This window comes from Pseudomonas sp. HLMP, from assembly GCF_046365545.1.
GTDB classification, from domain to species: domain Bacteria; phylum Pseudomonadota; class Gammaproteobacteria; order Pseudomonadales; family Pseudomonadaceae; genus Aquipseudomonas; species Aquipseudomonas guariconensis_B.
This window is the reverse complement of record NZ_JBDLLR010000001.1, coordinates 1,775,539-1,790,791: the sequence shown is the minus strand read 5'-3', so window position 1 is coordinate 1,790,791 and position 15,253 is coordinate 1,775,539. Positions and strand designations below refer to the sequence as shown.

Annotated in this window: 13 protein-coding genes; 9 read left to right on the top strand and 4 right to left on the bottom strand. The window is 65.6% G+C overall.

Annotation, left to right across the window (positions count from 1 at the left end; genetic code table 11):
• Positions 1-92: 92 nt before the first annotated feature.
• Positions 93-968, top strand: a complete 876-nt coding sequence (locus ABFA30_RS08450) for a LysR substrate-binding domain-containing protein (RefSeq protein WP_225788044.1) — start codon at positions 93-95, stop codon at positions 966-968.
• Positions 969-1,026: 58 nt separating this feature from the next.
• Entirely contained in the window at positions 1,027-1,200 is a 174-nt protein-coding gene (locus ABFA30_RS08445) for a hypothetical protein (RefSeq protein WP_225788043.1), read from the top strand.
• Positions 1,201-1,219: 19 nt separating this feature from the next.
• Here the strand turns inward: ABFA30_RS08445 and ABFA30_RS08440 are convergent, their stop codons facing one another.
• The gene (locus ABFA30_RS08440) at positions 1,220-2,089 is read right to left on the bottom strand and encodes an oxaloacetate decarboxylase (protein WP_253080371.1); all 870 of its coding nucleotides are present in this window, start codon (positions 2,087-2,089) and stop codon (positions 1,220-1,222) included.
• A 397-nt stretch (positions 2,090-2,486) separates the two neighbouring features.
• Here ABFA30_RS08440 and ABFA30_RS08435 point away from each other — a divergent pair, with 397 nt between their 5' ends.
• The gene (locus ABFA30_RS08435; RefSeq protein WP_368815999.1) at positions 2,487-3,938 is read left to right on the top strand and encodes an MDR family MFS transporter; all 1,452 of its coding nucleotides are present in this window, start codon (positions 2,487-2,489) and stop codon (positions 3,936-3,938) included.
• An 82-nt stretch (positions 3,939-4,020) separates the two neighbouring features.
• On the opposite strand, the gene ABFA30_RS08430 is transcribed toward ABFA30_RS08435, so the two are convergent.
• Positions 4,021-4,653 carry a TetR family transcriptional regulator gene (locus tag ABFA30_RS08430; protein ID WP_225788040.1) on the bottom strand — a complete coding sequence of 211 codons (633 nt, stop codon included), beginning with the start codon at positions 4,651-4,653 and terminating at the stop codon, positions 4,021-4,023.
• Positions 4,654-4,909: 256 nt separating this feature from the next.
• Between ABFA30_RS08430 and ABFA30_RS08425 the strand changes: the two genes are divergently transcribed.
• The 6 genes from ABFA30_RS08425 (at position 4,910) to ABFA30_RS08400 (ending at position 14,021) form a co-directional block, all read left to right on the top strand.
• Complete coding sequence (locus tag ABFA30_RS08425; protein WP_225788039.1) at positions 4,910-6,064, top strand: efflux RND transporter periplasmic adaptor subunit; 1,155 nt, start codon at positions 4,910-4,912, stop codon at positions 6,062-6,064.
• A gap of 3 nt (positions 6,065-6,067) precedes the next feature.
• Positions 6,068-9,220: a multidrug efflux RND transporter permease subunit TtgB gene (gene ttgB, locus ABFA30_RS08420; RefSeq protein WP_225788038.1), complete on the top strand. Its 3,153-nt coding sequence runs from the start codon at positions 6,068-6,070 to the stop codon at positions 9,218-9,220.
• Positions 9,217-10,671: an AdeC/AdeK/OprM family multidrug efflux complex outer membrane factor gene (locus ABFA30_RS08415; protein ID WP_253080370.1), complete on the top strand. Its 1,455-nt coding sequence runs from the start codon at positions 9,217-9,219 to the stop codon at positions 10,669-10,671. Before ttgB ends, ABFA30_RS08415 begins: the two co-directional genes overlap by 4 nt.
• A gap of 291 nt (positions 10,672-10,962) precedes the next feature.
• Positions 10,963-12,216 carry an OprD family porin gene (locus ABFA30_RS08410; protein WP_225788036.1) on the top strand — a complete coding sequence of 418 codons (1,254 nt, stop codon included), beginning with the start codon at positions 10,963-10,965 and terminating at the stop codon, positions 12,214-12,216.
• A 207-nt stretch (positions 12,217-12,423) separates the two neighbouring features.
• Positions 12,424-13,392 carry a LysR family transcriptional regulator gene (locus ABFA30_RS08405; protein ID WP_410045332.1) on the top strand — a complete coding sequence of 323 codons (969 nt, stop codon included), beginning with the start codon at positions 12,424-12,426 and terminating at the stop codon, positions 13,390-13,392.
• Between the two features lie 104 nt (positions 13,393-13,496).
• The gene (locus tag ABFA30_RS08400) at positions 13,497-14,021 is read left to right on the top strand and encodes a DUF962 domain-containing protein (RefSeq protein ID WP_225788034.1); all 525 of its coding nucleotides are present in this window, start codon (positions 13,497-13,499) and stop codon (positions 14,019-14,021) included.
• Between the two features lie 33 nt (positions 14,022-14,054).
• On the opposite strand, the gene pcaC is transcribed toward ABFA30_RS08400, so the two are convergent.
• Positions 14,055-14,447, bottom strand: coding sequence for a 4-carboxymuconolactone decarboxylase (pcaC, locus tag ABFA30_RS08395; RefSeq protein WP_225788033.1), 393 nt, complete (start codon positions 14,445-14,447; stop codon positions 14,055-14,057).
• A 10-nt stretch (positions 14,448-14,457) separates the two neighbouring features.
• A complete protein-coding gene (pcaD, locus tag ABFA30_RS08390; RefSeq protein ID WP_225788032.1) occupies positions 14,458-15,249 on the bottom strand; it encodes a 3-oxoadipate enol-lactonase in 792 nt (263 codons plus the stop codon).
• Between the last annotated feature and the right edge of the window lie 4 nt (positions 15,250-15,253).

The window sequence follows — 15,253 nt, the reverse complement described above, 5'->3', positions numbered from 1 at the left end:
TTGAGATCAGTGACCATGGAACCAAGGCATGGCTATCGCCACAATGCAAAAAAACACATACTAGTCATGTCTTGTGATCATGGCTCAGCGCAATGAAACGTCTGCCTCCTCTACCGGCCCTGCACACCTTTCTGGTCACCGCCCAACATTGCAATTTCACTCGCGCGGCGCAGCAGCTGCACATCACCCAGGGCGCGGTCAGCCGGCAGATCGCCGGGCTCGAGGAACACCTGGGCTATGCCCTGTTCCAGCGCCAGGCCCGTGGCCTGGCACTGACCCGCGAGGGCCAGGACTGGTTGCCCCGGGTGCAGCAGGTGTTCGCCCTCATCGAGCAGGGCGTGCGCGAAGTCGGCGGGCGCAGCGCCGTCCTGCAGCTCAAGGCGCCCACCTGCGTGATGCGCTGGCTGCTGCCACGGCTGATGGAATGGCAGGCCCTGCGCCCGGACGTGCCGGTGGAGCTGACCACCACCGTGCAGCACGGCGTGGACCTGCGCCGCGAAGGCTTCGATGCCGCCGTAGTCTATGGCGGGCCACCGAGCCCGGGCCTGCAGGTGCGCAAGCTATTCGACGAGCAACTGACGCCGGTCTGCGCCCCGTCGTTGCTGCAGGGCGCCGCGTCGTTGGCGTGCCTGGAGGACCTGTCCCGGCACATGCTGCTGCACCCCTCGTCGGACGAGCATGACTGGCGGCTGTGGCTACAGGCGGCGGGAGCGGCGTTCGAGCCGCAGGGGCCCAGGCAGCATTTCCAGACCCTGGACATGGCGATGGCCATGGCTGCCCAGGGTACCGGCGTGGCGATCGGCGACTGGGCGCTGATTGGCGACGACCTGCTCAGCGGCCGGCTGTGCATGCCTTTCGGGCTGAAGGTGGCAACCGGCAAGGGCTACTACCTGGTCTGCCCTGCCAAGCCGCTGCCGCCGGGGCTGGTCGAGCTGATGGATTGGCTCGAGGATCGCGCCAGGCAGTGATCCCAGGTTGACCTATGCTTGTAGGTATCACCTGTTGCAGCAACAGGAGGTACGCACCATGAGCATCAGATCCAGACGCTGGACCCTTGCCCTCATCGTGATCGCCGTCGCGGGGCTCTATGGTTCGGCCTGCTGGCGAGTCGAATTGCTGCGCAACCAACCCAACGCCGCGGCAAGCTGCGCCCAGGAGCATTGCGTGCCGCACACCGCGACCTTGAGCGCCGTGCGCTGAACCGACTGCACCGCGCCGATCACTCCTCGACGCTCATGTACTCCTTGGCCCAGCGAATGTAGTCCTCGGGCTGGGTGTAGGTATGCGACAGCTCGGTGGCGCTGAGGCTCTCGGACTTGTTCTGCTGCCCGCGTTGCAGACGCAGGCAGTCGTAGGTGGCCTTGATCGCGGCGAAGTAGGCGGCATGGCCGTCGACCACCACCCGCACGCCCAGGCGCGCCAGGCGCTCGTCGTCACGCAGGTTCGGGTTGCCGTAGCTGACCAGCATCAGCGGCACCGTCAGGTGCTCGGCGATCTGCTCCAGATGGTCGAAATCCCTCACACCCACCATGCAGATACCATCGGCCCCGGCCTTCTGGTAGCTCTGGGTGCGGACGATGATTTCCTCGGTGCTCAGCACGCCGGCGTTGGTCCGGGCGATGATCGACAGCGCCGAGTCGACCCGCGCCTCGAGGGCCGCGCGGATCTTGCCGACCCCTTCCTCCACCGGGATCAGGTCGGTGGACTTGCGGCCGAACTGCGCCGGCAGCAGGGTATCCTCGATGGTCAGCGCGGCCACGCCGGCGCGCTCCAGCTCGATCACCGTGCGCATCACGTTGAGGGCGTTGCCGTAGCCGTGGTCGGCATCGGCGATCACCGGCAACTGGGCCACCCGGCCGATGCGAGTGGCCTGCTCGACGAACTCGCTCAGGGTGATCAGGGCGAAATCGGGCGCGGCCAGCACCTGAAGCGAGGCCACCGAACCACCGAGGATGCCGACCTCGAAGCCCAGGTCGGCGGCGATGCGGGCCGACATGGGGTCGAACACCGACGCGGTGTGAAAGCACGAACCTGAAGCCAGCAGTTCGCGGAAGGCAAAACGCAGATCGTGGTGGGAAGCCTTGGACATGATCACTCCGCTTGTAAGGTGAAAATTGAACCTGACCTGTTCCAACCGTCGCCATCTGGGCGGTCATGCTCGACATGCAGGCAGAGGAATAGAAGGTGTGGGAAACAGCGCTGGGAAATCCTGCGGCAATGCGTTGCACCATGCTGGTGCAGACCGCGGATTTCAGCGACTGCGGCCAGGTCACGATATCACGCAGCCATGCAGCACTGGATGAATGCGCCAATGCCGATCTTGCATAGGGGATGCACGTAGTACATAGGAAGCTACCTAACTCAGGTTACAATCCGGCGGTTGGCGCGATAGCGAGGTGAGCTATTCAGGGGGCGCGAAGCGACCCTGGTGAGATACCACGACTCGAACCGCCCTGATACACCCCATTCCCCGACAAGGTATGCCCGTGACCGCCGCCCTCCCCCCTGCCGTGCTGCGCAGCGTCCTCACCGCCCTGATGCTGGCGATCTTCCTCGGCGCCCTGGACCAGACCATCGTCGCCGTGTCCATGCCCGCGATCTCCGCACAGTTCAACGATGTCGGCCTGCTGGCCTGGGTCATCTCCGGCTACATGGTGGCCATGACCGTGGCCGTGCCGATCTATGGCAAGCTCGGCGACCTCTACGGACGCCGACGCATGATCCTCACCGGCACCGCCGTGTTCACCCTGGCCTCGGTAGCCTGCGCCCTGGCCCAGGACATGCAGCAACTGGTGCTGGCACGGGTGGTCCAGGGCATCGGGGCCGGCGGCATGGTGTCGGTGAGCCAGGCGATCATCGGCGACTTCGTCCCGCCTCGGGAACGCGGTCGCTACCAGGGCTACTTCAGCAGCATGTACGCCCTGGCCAGCGTGGCCGGGCCGGTGCTCGGCGGCTGGCTGACCGAATACCTGTCATGGCGCTGGGTGTTCTGGATCAACCTGCCGCTGGGCCTGTTCGCCCTATGGGCGATCCACCGTGCCCTGGGCAACATGCCCGGCCAACGGCGCGACGCGCAGGTGGACTATCTCGGCGCGCTGCTGCTGATCCTCGGGCTGGGCAGCCTGCTGCTGGGCATCACCCTGGTCGGCCAGGGCCATGCCTGGCTGGCGCCACCGGTACTGGCGCTGTTCGCCACGGCCCTGCTGGGGCTGCTGCTGTTCGTCGGGCATGAGCGGCGCTGCGCCGAGCCGCTCCTGCCCCTGCAACTGTTCGGCAACCGCGCGGCGGTCCTGTGCTGGTGCACGGTGTTCTTCGCCAGCTTCCAGTCGATCGCCCTGACCATGCTCATGCCCCTGCGCTACCAGGGCATCACCGGCGCCGGCGCCGACAGCGCCGCCCTACACCTGCTGCCGCTGGCCATGGGCCTGCCCTTGGGCGCCTTCTGTGGTGGGCGCATGACCAGCCTCACCGGCCGCTACCGGCCGCAGATCCTCGCCGGCGCCGTGCTGATGCCCGTGGCCATCGCCGCCATGGCCCTGACGCCGCCGCAAGCGGGCGTGCTCAGCGCCGTATTCATGTCGCTGGCCGGCATCGCCTGCGGCCTGCAGTTCCCCACCTCGCTGGTGGGCGCGCAGAGCGCGGTCGAGATGAAGGACATCGGCGTTTCCACCAGCACCACCAACTTGTTCCGCTCCCTCGGCGGTGCCATGGGGGTGGCGTGCATGTCCAGCCTGCTGCTGGCGCTGCTGCACCAGGGTGGTTTCGAGTTGTTGGGCAATCCGCTGCTGGGCAGCCTGAAGGCGGGTGAAGCGGACCCGGTGACCCAGGCACGGTTGCTGGAGACGTTTCGTCATCTGCTGCTGGCCAGCGCCGGGGTATCGCTGATCGGGCTGGGGGCTGCACTGGCGATGCCCGACCGCCAACTGCGGGGGCATTGAGGATGCTGGGGCCGCTCGGGCGCCGCATTAACCTCCCCTTAATACAGAGGGGAAACACTTCATCACAATCCTTCACAAAGTGTCATTTGCGCAGGGAGGGACTCAAGCGCAGCATATCCAGCCCCGTGTCGACCCATTTTTCAGCATCGCCCAACAGGTCGAAGCTGTCCGGCAACAGCAACCAACGCCCGATCAAGCCATCGACATAGGCGAACAGGGCGATGGCCGCACGTTGCACGTCCAGGTCGGCGGGCAATTGCTCGCGGCGCACGGCATTGGTCATGGCCAGGGTGATGCCCTCATGGCAATCCAGGACCGCTCCCTGGCGCTGCTGGCGGATTTCACACATGTCGTCGGTGAACTCGCACTTGTGATGCAGGATTTCATTGATACGCCGGGTGCGCGCGTCGAGCGCCAGCTCGTTGAGCACCTGCAGCAACAGCGTGCGCATGCAGCCGAGCGGGTCGACCTCGTCCTCGCTCTCGCTGGCGCGGGCCAGGTGGTCATGGGTCTCGTGCAGGCTGTCGAGCAATGCCTGGATCAGGTCGGCCTTGTTGCTGAAATGCCAGTAGATCGCCCCGCGGGTCACGCCCGCCAGCTCGGCGATGTCGGCCAGGGTGGTTCGCGCAACCCCGCGCTTGTAGAAGGCCTTTTCCGCCGCCTCGATGATCTGGGCGCGGGTTTCCTGGGCTTCCTCTTTGGTTCGACGGACCATGGCAGCTCAACCTCTATCACGGCCCGCACGCTCGCATGGCGTGCGGTCATCAGGCCGGGGTCGCCTCTTTCAGGGCCTCACCCGGTGTATGTGTCCAGTCCGCGGGGGGATTCACACCCCTCTGCGGTATTTACAAACAAGCATGAATGTAAGTATATTCGTTAGTAAGCTATTTATCCACTGGATAAGTATTTTTCCGATAGGACACTTCCACTATTCTTGAGCGTCTCCCAGCTCTAGCGACCCGAGGATCCTCATGCAATTCAAGCCAGCCGTCACCGCCCTGGTTTCCGCCGTCGCCCTGGCAACCTTGCTAAGTGGCTGTAACAAAGAAGAAGCAGCGCCCGCGGCGCAGGCTCCTCTGGTCGGCGTCGTTACCCTCCAGCCACAGGCCTACACCCTGACCAGCGAACTGCCGGGACGCACCAGCGCCTACCGGGTCGCCGAGGTTCGTCCACAGGTCAACGGCATCATTCTCAAGCGCCTGTTCAAGGAAGGCAGCGACGTCAAGGCCGGCCAACAGCTGTACCAGATCGACCCGGCCATCTACGAAGCCAACCTGGCCAATGCCCAGGCCAACCTGCAAGCCACCCGCTCGCTGGCCGAGCGCTACAAGCAGCTGATCGACGAGCAGGCTGTCTCCAAGCAGGAATACGACGACGCCAATGCCAAACGATTGCAGGCTGAAGCCTCGCTCAAGAGCGCCCAGATCGACCTGCGCTACACCAAGGTCCTGGCCCCGATCAGCGGCCGCATCGGTCGCTCGTCGGTCACCGAAGGCGCGCTGGTGAACAACGGCCAGAGCAACGCCATGGCCACCATCCAGCAGCTCGACCCGATCTACGTCGACGTCACCCAGTCCACCGCCGAGCTGCTCAAGCTGCGCCGCGACCTGGAAAGCGGCCAGTTGCAGAAGGCCGGCGAGAATGCCGCCAAGGTCCAGCTGGTGCTGGAAGACGGCAGCCTGTTCGGTCAGGAAGGCCGCCTGGAGTTCTCCGAAGTCGCGGTCGACGAGACCACCGGCTCAGTGACCCTGCGGGCGATCTTCCCCAACCCCGAGCACACCCTGCTGCCCGGCATGTTCGTGCATGCCCGCCTGCAGGCCGGGGTCAACGCCAACGCCATCCTGGCCCCGCAGCAGGGCGTGACCCGGGACCTCAAGGGCAACCCGACCGCGCTGGTGGTCAACCAGGAGAACAAGGTCGAGCTGCGTAACCTCAAGGCCAACCGCACCCTGGGTAACGACTGGCTCATCGAGGAAGGCCTCAACCCGGGCGACCGCCTGATCACCGAAGGCCTGCAGTTCGTCCGCCCGGGCGTCGAGGTCAAGGTCAGCGAGGCCACCAACGTCAAGAAAGCGGTCAATCCAGCCCAGGCCAATGCGGCAAGCGCAGGCGGCAAAGGGGAGTAAGACATGTCGAAGTTCTTTATCGATCGCCCGATCTTCGCCTGGGTGATCGCATTGGTGATCATGCTGGTGGGCGCGTTGTCGATCCTGCGCCTGCCGATCAGCCAGTATCCCAACATCGCGCCGCCGGCCATCGCCATCGCCGTGACCTACCCGGGCGCCTCGGCGCAGACCGTGCAGGACACCGTGGTGCAGGTGATCGAGCAGCAGCTCAACGGTATCGACAACTTGCGTTATGTGTCCTCGGAGAGCAACTCCGACGGCAGCATGACCATCACCGCCACCTTCGAGCAGGGTACCAACCCCGACACCGCGCAGGTCCAGGTACAGAACAAGCTGAACCTGGCCACCCCACTGCTGCCGCAGGAAGTGCAGCAGCAAGGTATCCGCGTGACCAAGGCAGTGAAGAACTTCCTGCTGGTGATCGGCCTGGTGTCCGAAGACGGCAGCATGACCAAGGACGACCTGGCCAACTACATCGTCTCCAACATGCAGGACCCGATCTCGCGGACCGCCGGCGTGGGTGACTTCCAGGTGTTCGGTGCCCAGTACGCCATGCGTATCTGGCTCGACCCGGCCAAGCTGAACAAGTACCAGCTGACCCCGGTGGACGTGCGCACCGCCGTCGCCGCGCAGAACGTGCAGGTGTCCTCCGGCCAGCTCGGCGGCCTGCCGGCCATGCCGGGTACCCAGCTCAACGCCACCATCATCGGCAAGACCCGCCTGCAGACCGCCGAGCAGTTCGAGAAGATCCTGCTCAAGGTCAACCGCGACGGCTCCCAGGTGCGCCTGGGCGATGTCGCCAAGGTCGGCCTGGGTGGCGAGAACTACGCCATCAGCGCCCAGTACAACGGCATGCCGGCGTCGGGCCTGGCGGTCAAGCTGGCCACCGGCGCCAACGCCCTGGAAACCGCCAAGGCGCTGCGCCAGACCATCAGCGACCTCGAGCCCTTCTTCCCGCCAGGGGTGAAGGCCGTGTTCCCGTACGACACCACCCCAGTGGTCACCGAATCGATCAGCGGCGTGATCCACACCCTGGTCGAGGCCGTGGTGCTGGTGTTCCTGGTGATGTACCTGTTCCTGCAGAACTTCCGCGCCACCATCATCACCACCATGACCGTACCGGTGGTATTGCTGGGCACCTTCGGCATCCTTGCCGCGGCCGGCTTCAACATCAACACCCTGACCATGTTCGCCATGATCCTGGCCATCGGCCTGCTGGTGGACGACGCCATCGTCGTGGTGGAGAACGTCGAGCGGGTGATGGCCGAGGAAGGCCTGCCGCCGAAGGAGGCGACCAAGCGCTCCATGGGGCAGATCCAGGGCGCGCTGGTCGGTATCGCCCTGGTGCTCTCGGCGGTACTGCTGCCGATGGCGTTCTTCGGCGGCTCCACCGGCGTGATCTACCGGCAGTTCTCCATCACCATCGTCTCGGCCATGGGCCTGTCGGTGCTGGTGGCGCTGATCTTCACCCCGGCGCTGTGCGCCACCATGCTCAAGGCCATCCCCAAGGGCGAGCACCATGTGGCCAAGCGCGGCTTCTTCGGCTGGTTCAACCGCAACTTCGACCGCAGCGTGCGCGGCTACGAACGCAGCGTGGGCACCATCCTGCGCAACAAGGTGCCGTTCCTGCTGGCCTATGCGCTGATCGTCGTCGGCATGATCTGGTTGTTCATGCGCATCCCCACCGCGTTCCTCCCGGAAGAAGACCAGGGCGTACTGTTCGCCCAGGTACAGACCCCGGCCGGCTCCAGCGCCGAACGTACCCAGGTGGTGGTCGACCAGATGCGTGAATACCTGCTCACGGACGAAGCCGACACCGTGTCGTCGGTGTTCACCGTGACCGGCTTCAACTTCGCCGGCCGTGGCCAGAGCTCGGGCATGGCGTTCATCATGCTCAAGCCCTGGGACGAGCGCTCGGCGGAAAACAGCGTGTTCAACCTGGCCACCCGCGCCCAACAGCACTTCTTCAGCTTCCGCGATGCGATGGTGTTCGCCTTCGCCCCGCCGGCGGTACTCGAACTGGGTAACGCCACCGGCTTCGACGTGTTCCTCCAGGACCGCGCCGGCGTCGGCCACGAGAAGCTCATGGAAGCGCGCAACGAGTTCCTCGCCAAGGCCGCGCAGAGCAAGATCCTCACCGCGGTACGCCCCAACGGCCTGAACGACGAGCCGCAGTACCTGCTGACCGTCGACGACGAGCGCGCCAGTGCCTTGGGCGTGACCATCGCCGACATCAACAACACCCTGTCGATCGCCCTCGGCGGCAGCTACGTCAACGACTTCATCGACCGCGGCCGGGTCAAGAAGGTGTACATCCAGGGCGAGTCGAGCGCCCGGATGAGCCCGGAAGACCTGCAGAAGTGGTACGTGCGCAACGGCAATGGCGAGATGGTGCCGTTCTCCGCCTTCGCCAGCGGCCAATGGACCTACGGCTCGCCGAAGCTGTCGCGCTACAACGGCGTCGAGGCGGTCGAGATCCTCGGTGCCCCGGCCCCAGGCTACAGTACCGGTGAGGCCATGGCCGAGGTCGAGCGCATCGCGGGCGAACTGCCCTCGGGCATCGGCTACTCCTGGACCGGTATGTCCTACGAGGAAAAACTCTCCGGCTCGCAGATGCCGGCGCTGTTCGCCCTCTCGGTCCTGTTCGTGTTCCTCTGCCTGGCAGCGCTGTACGAAAGCTGGTCGATCCCGATCGCCGTGGTCCTGGTGGTGCCCCTGGGTATCATCGGTGCGCTGATCGCCACCAGCATGCGCGGGCTGTCCAACGACGTGTACTTCCTGGTCGGCCTGCTGACCACCATTGGCCTGGCGGCGAAGAACGCGATCCTGATCGTCGAGTTCGCCAAGGAGCTGCACGAGCAGGGCAACAGCCTGTACGACGCGACCATCGAGGCCTGCCGCATGCGTCTGCGCCCGATCATCATGACCTCGCTGGCGTTCATCCTCGGCGTGGTACCGTTGACCATCGCCAGCGGCGCGGGCTCGGGCAGCCAGCACGCCATCGGCACCGGGGTGATCGGCGGCATGACCAGTGCGACCGTGCTGGCCATCTTCTGGGTACCGCTGTTCTTCGTCGCCGTGTCGTCGCTGTTCGGCAGCAAGAAGCCGGAGGCCGACGCCACCCCTGAAACTCCACGTTATGAGGCTGGGCAATGACCAAGTCCTTGCTGTCCCTGGCGGTAACCGCCTTCATCCTCGGCGGTTGCTCGCTGATCCCCGACTACCAGGCCCCGGAATCGCCGGTGGCCGCGCAGTGGCCGCAAGGCCCTGCGTACTCGCCGACCGAGTCGGCCGAGGTGGCCGCCGCCGAACAGGGCTGGCGCCAGTTCTTCCACGACCCGGCGCTGCAGCAGCTGATCCAGACCGCCCTGGTGAACAACCGCGACCTGCGTGTCGCGGCGCTGAACATCGACGCCTACCGGGCGCAGTACCGCATCCAGCGGGCCGACCTGTTCCCGGCGGTCTCGGCCAATGGCAGCGGCAGCCGCCAGCGGGTTCCGGCGAACATGTCGCAGACTGGCGAATCGGGCATCACCAGCCAGTATTCGGCCACCCTCGGTGTCAGCGCCTATGAGCTGGACCTGTTCGGCCGGGTGCGCAGCCTGACCCAGCAGGCCCTGGAAACCTACCTGTCCAGCGAGCAGGCACGCCGCTCCACGCAGATCAGCCTGGTGGCCAGCGTGGCCAACGCCTACTACACTTGGCAGGCCGACCAGGCCCTGCTCAAGCTGACCGAGGAAACCCTCAAGACCTACGAGGAAAGCTACAACCTGACCCGCCGCAGCAACGAGGTCGGCGTGGCCTCCGCGCTCGACCTGAGCCAGGCACGCACCGCCGTGGAAGGCGCGCGGGTCAAGCTGTCGCAGTACCAACGCCTGGTCGCCCAGGACCTCAACAGCCTGACCGTGCTGCTGGGCACCGGCGTGCCGGCCGACCTGCCGGCACCGCTCAAGCTCGACGCCGACCAACTGGCCAAGATCCCCGCCGGCCTGCCGTCGGACCTGCTGCAGCGCCGCCCGGACATCCAGGAAGCCGAGCACCTGCTCAAGGCGGCCAACGCCAATATCGGCGCGGCCCGCGCGGCGTTCTTCCCGAGTATCAGCCTGACCGCCAATGCCGGCACCCTGAGCCCGGACATGGACGGGCTGTTCAAGGGCGGCTCCGGCACCTGGCTGTTCCAGCCGCAGATCAACCTGCCGATCTTCACCGCCGGCAGCCTGAAGGCGAGCCTGGACTACTCGAAGATCCAGAAGGACATCAACGTCGCCAAGTACGAAAAGACCATCCAGACCGCCTTCCAGGAAGTCTCCGATGGCCTGGCCGCACGCAAGACCTTCGAGGAGCAGCTGCAGGCGCAGCGCGACCTGGTATCGGCCAACCAGGACTACTACCGCCTGGCCGAGCGCCGCTACCGCATCGGCATCGACAGCAACCTGACCTTCCTCGACGCCCAGCGCAACCTGTTCAGCGCCCAGCAGGCGCTGATCAGCGACCGGCTCTCGCAACTGGTCAGCGAGGTCAACCTGTACAAGGCCCTCGGCGGCGGCTGGTACGAGCGCACCGGCCAGGCCAACCAGCAGGCCTCGGTGGATACGCCCAAAGGCTGATCGTCCAGCAGCGGCATCGAGCCCACCCTTGCGGTGGGCTTTTTTGTGTCAAATGACACCTTGGAGCTGCTTTGCCGACGATAGGGCCAAGGTGAACGGCGAAAATTAACCAGCCCGAACATTTCGTTCGATAATCGCCCCTTTCCGCTTGCAGCGAATTGCCTCGCCCCTCCCCGCCCCGCACCATCGCCCAGGCAACGTTGCACAAGTTCATCAAGAACCAGCGCCGAACCTGCGACCCGCACCGCAGTGCACCGGCTCGCCCAGATAAAAACAAGAGATCCACCACCGATGAGCACTTTGCAACCCGCACGCCAGTTGTTGCCCGGCCTATTGGCTATCTCCTGCGCCCTGCCCGCCCTGGCCGCCGAAAGCGGTTTCCTGGAAGACGCCACGGCGACGCTCAACCTGCGCAATTTCTACCTCAACCGCAACTTCGTCGACCCGGCCAATCCCCAGGGCAAGGCCGAGGAATGGACCCAGAGCTTCATCCTCGACGCCCGCTCCGGCTTCACCCAGGGCACCCTCGGCTTCGGTGTCGATGTGCTGGGGCTGTACTCGGTCAAGCTCGATGGCGGCAGGGGCACCGCCGGCACCCATCTGCTGCCGGTGCATGACGACGGCCGCCCGGCCGACGATTTCGGCCGCCTAGGCGTTGCCTTCAAGGCCAAGCTGTCGCAGACCGAACTGAAGATCGGCGAGTGGATGCCGGTGCTGCCGATCCTGCGTGCCGATGACGGCCGCTCACTGCCGCAGACCTTCCGTGGCGGCCAACTCACGTCCCGGGAAATCGACGGCCTGACCCTGTACGCCGGCCAGTTCCGTGGCAACAGCCCGCGCAACGATGCCAGCATGGAAGACATGTCGCTCAACGGTCGCGCCGCCTTCACCTCCGACCGCTTCGACTTCGCCGGCGGCGAGTACACGTTCAACGACAAGCGCACCCTGGTCGGCCTGTGGGACGCCCGGCTCAAGGACATCTACCGCCAGCAATACATCAACCTGGTGCACAGCCAGCCCCTGGGTGACTGGACCCTGGGCGCCAACCTCGGCTACTTCATCGGCAGCGAAGACGGCGCCGAACGCGCCGGTGCGCTGGACAACCGTACCGCCTCGGCCATGCTCTCGGCCCGCCATGGCGGGCACACCCTGTACCTGGGCTTGCAGAAGGTCAGCGGCGATGACGCCTGGCTGCGGGTCAACGGCACCAGCGGCGGCACCCTGGCCAACGACAGCTACAACTCGAGCTTCGACAATGCCAAGGAACGCTCCTGGCAGCTGCGCCACGATTTCAACTTCGTCACCCTCGGTCTCCCCGGCCTGACCTTGATGAATCGCTACATCAAGGGCGACAACGTACACATCGGCGGCATCAGCGACGGCAAGGAATGGGCACGGGAGACGGAACTGGCCTACGTCATACAGGCCGGCCCCTTCAAGGACCTGTCGCTGAAATGGCGCAACTCCACCATGCGACGCGACTTCAGCAGCAACGCCTTCGACGAGAACCGGCTGATCGTCAGCTATCCGCTTGGGCTGTTGTGATATCGGAGCAATCAGGGCTGCTTTGCAGCCCCAATCCGCTTGGCTGACCAGCATCGAGGGTATGCCTGCAAGGCCCTGTGGGGCTTGCCCGCGAACGGGTTTCTATGAAAATAACAAAAACGAATAATAAACAGCCAACCAATATGTTGACGCTATATAAAGCCAAGGCTAAAAACGAACCCTGACCACCCGCCGTAGAGCCTCACCATGGACCTCCGCCAGCTGCGCTACTTCATTGCCCTCACCGAATACCGCAGCTTCGTCCGTGCCGCCGATGCCATGGGCATCACCCAGCCGGCCTTCAGCCGCGCCATCCAGGGCCTGGAGCAGGTGCTGGGTTGCGCACTGGTGGACCGTGGCAGCAAGAACCTGCAGCCCACGCCCGAAGGCCAGGTGGTCCTGCAGCACGCCCGGCGCCTGGTGCAGGGCGCAGCGCAGTTGAGCAACGAGGTGCTGCAGATGACCAAGCTCGACGCCGGCGAGCTGCACTTCGGCAGCGGCCCGGCCCTGGCCGTGCGCCTGGTGCCCGAGGCCCTGCAGCACTTCATCGCGGCGCATCCCGGGATCCGCACCGCGCTGCTGGTGGACAACGCCGAACGCCTGGGCCAGGCCCTGCGCCGCGAGCAGATCGAGTTCTTCGTCGACGACATCCGCCCGTTCGAGGCCGACCCGAACTTCCACACCGAACCGCTCACGCCCCGCCCCGGCCTGTTTTTCTGCCGCCCTGGGCACCCACTGCTGGCCAAGGACAGCCTGTCGACCAACGACCTGTTCGCTTACCCGCTGGCCAGCGCCCTGCTCGTGCCTGGCGTGCGCAAGCGCCTGGCCAACCTCAGCGGGCGTAACGACTTCACCCCGCACCTGCAGACCGAGCACCTGGCGGTGCTGCGCAGCGTGGTGCTGGCCAGCGATGCCATCGGCAGCGCCAGCGAGGAGGCGGTGGCCGAAGACCTGGCCACTGGGCGCCTGGTGCGCCTGCACTGGCGCAACCTGCCACCGGGGCTGGAGGTATTGAGCGTGCGCTGCGGGGTGGTCAGCCGCAGCGGCTATCGCCTGTCGCCGGCGGCACGTGCGATGATCGAGACCCTGCTCCAGATCGACACCCAGTCTTCCTCGACAGGCAGTTCCGCTCGCCAGGGCAACCGGCAGCCGCGCCACGATCATTCGCCGCGCTGATGCCTGCGCATCAACGCTGCACGGTTCCGGGAGGCCAGGCCTCGCGCTATGCTCATGCATAACGATTCGTCGCGCTCCTGCCAGGGCGCCAAGGAGGAACGACAATGAAAAGCCTCGTCGATCACCTGAGCCAATACGCGGCCTATCACCGCGACCCACGCAACATCGCCACCCATTTCGTCGGCATCCCGCTGATCGTGCTGGCGGTGACGATCCTCCTGTCACGGCCCGGCTGGGCACTGGCCGGTGTCTGGCTCTCCCCGGCATTGCTGGTGGCCGCGGCGTCGGTATGGTTCTACCTGCGCCTGGACCTGCGCTTCGGGCTGGTCATGGGCGCGCTGCTAGGGCTGTGCCTGTGGGCCGGGCAGGCGCTGGCGGTGCAGGCTACCGGGCTGTGGCTGAGCGCCGGGCTGGGCGCGTTCGTGGTGGGCTGGATCATCCAGTTCGTCGGGCACTATTACGAAGGTCGCAAGCCGGCGTTCGTCGACGATGTCAGCGGGCTGATCATCGGGCCGCTGTTCGTGGTGGCGGAGTTGGCGTTCATGCTGGGATTGTGCCCGGCACTCAAGCGGGCCGTGGAGGCCAATGCCGGGCCGGTGGCGGTGCGTCAGAAGAAAGCCGCCGTGTGACTGGGGCTGCAAGGCAGCCCCCTGGATCCTGGATCAGGCCCGCGATTCGACCCCTAGCTCATCCCACACCGACTCGGCCAGGTGGAAGGTCGCGTTGGCCGCCGGTATCCCGCAGTAGATCGCGCTCTGCATGATCACTTCCTTGATCTCGTCCCGGGTCACGCCATTGTTGGCCGCGGCACGCAGGTGCAACTTGAGTTCCTCGTTGCGGTTCATGCCGATCAGCATGGCGATGGTGATCAGGCTGCGGGTATGCCGCGCCAGGCCCGGGCGGGTCCAGATATCGCCCCAGGCGTGGCGGGTGATCATCTCCTGGAACTCGCCGTTGAAGTCGTTGAGCTTCTCCAGGCTGCGGTCCACGTGGGCATCGCCAAGCACGGCACGGCGCACCTGCATGCCGGCTTCGTAGCGTTGTTTCTCGTCCATGCCGCGATCCTCAGCGAGCCAGCAGGAAGTCGAGCACACGGCGGCTGAACGGCGCGCCGATCTCGACGTTGGACAGGTGCGCGGCCGGGAACTCGGCATACTCGGCGCCGAGGATCCCCGCCTGCATGAAACGGCCATGCTCTGGCGTGGTGACCACGTCCTCGGTACCGGCAACGACCAGGGTCGGTACCTGGATACGGTTCAGTTGCTCGCGATAGTCGGCATCACGCACCGCGGCGCAGTTGGCCGCGTAGCCTTCGGGGGCGGTCTGCGCCAGCATGTGGCAGATGCGCTGGGCCTGCTCCGGCTCGGCCTGGGCGAAACCGGGCGTGAACCAACGGGCGATGGAGGCATCGCGCAGGTCGACCATGGCCTGGCGCCCGCCCTTGAGCACGGTGTCGATACGGGTGTTCCACACCTCGTCGTTGGCGATCCTCGCGGCGGTATTGCACAGGGTCAGGCTCAGCAGGCGGCTGCTGGCGTTGATGCCCAGCCACTGGCCGATCAGCCCGCCCATCGACAGCCCGACGAAATGCGCCTTGTGGATGTCCAGAGCATCGAGCAGGGCCAACACGTCGCGCCCCAGTTGCTCGATGCTGTACGGCCCCTCGGTCACCAGCGAACCGCCATGGCCACGGGTGTCGTAGCGCAACACGCGAAAATGCTCGCTCCAGGCCGGGATCTGGGTATCCCACATGTGCAGGTCGGTCCCCAGCGAGTTGGACAACACCAGCACCGGGGCATGCGCCGGGCCGTCGAGTTGGTAATGCAGTACGCCATCGGCCAGTTGCAAATGCGCCACAGCG

Excerpts from the sequence above, each read along its gene's own strand:
- ABFA30_RS08410 (WP_225788036.1), top strand. The coding sequence starts at position 10,963 with ATGAGCACTTTGCAACCCGCACGCCAGTTGTTGCCCGGCCTATTGGCT.
- ABFA30_RS08425 (WP_225788039.1), top strand. The coding sequence starts at position 4,910 with ATGCAATTCAAGCCAGCCGTCACCGCCCTGGTTTCCGCCGTCGCCCTG.
- ABFA30_RS08440 (WP_253080371.1), bottom strand. The coding sequence starts at position 2,089 with ATGTCCAAGGCTTCCCACCACGATCTGCGTTTTGCCTTCCGCGAACTG.
- ABFA30_RS08445 (WP_225788043.1), top strand. The coding sequence starts at position 1,027 with ATGAGCATCAGATCCAGACGCTGGACCCTTGCCCTCATCGTGATCGCC.
- ABFA30_RS08415 (WP_253080370.1), top strand. The coding sequence starts at position 9,217 with ATGACCAAGTCCTTGCTGTCCCTGGCGGTAACCGCCTTCATCCTCGGC.
- ABFA30_RS08430 (WP_225788040.1), bottom strand. The coding sequence starts at position 4,653 with ATGGTCCGTCGAACCAAAGAGGAAGCCCAGGAAACCCGCGCCCAGATC.
- ABFA30_RS08405 (WP_410045332.1), top strand. The coding sequence starts at position 12,424 with ATGGACCTCCGCCAGCTGCGCTACTTCATTGCCCTCACCGAATACCGC.
- ttgB (WP_225788038.1), top strand. The coding sequence starts at position 6,068 with ATGTCGAAGTTCTTTATCGATCGCCCGATCTTCGCCTGGGTGATCGCA.
- pcaC (WP_225788033.1), bottom strand. The coding sequence starts at position 14,447 with ATGGACGAGAAACAACGCTACGAAGCCGGCATGCAGGTGCGCCGTGCC.
- ABFA30_RS08450 (WP_225788044.1), top strand. The coding sequence starts at position 93 with ATGAAACGTCTGCCTCCTCTACCGGCCCTGCACACCTTTCTGGTCACC.
- ABFA30_RS08400 (WP_225788034.1), top strand. The coding sequence starts at position 13,497 with ATGAAAAGCCTCGTCGATCACCTGAGCCAATACGCGGCCTATCACCGC.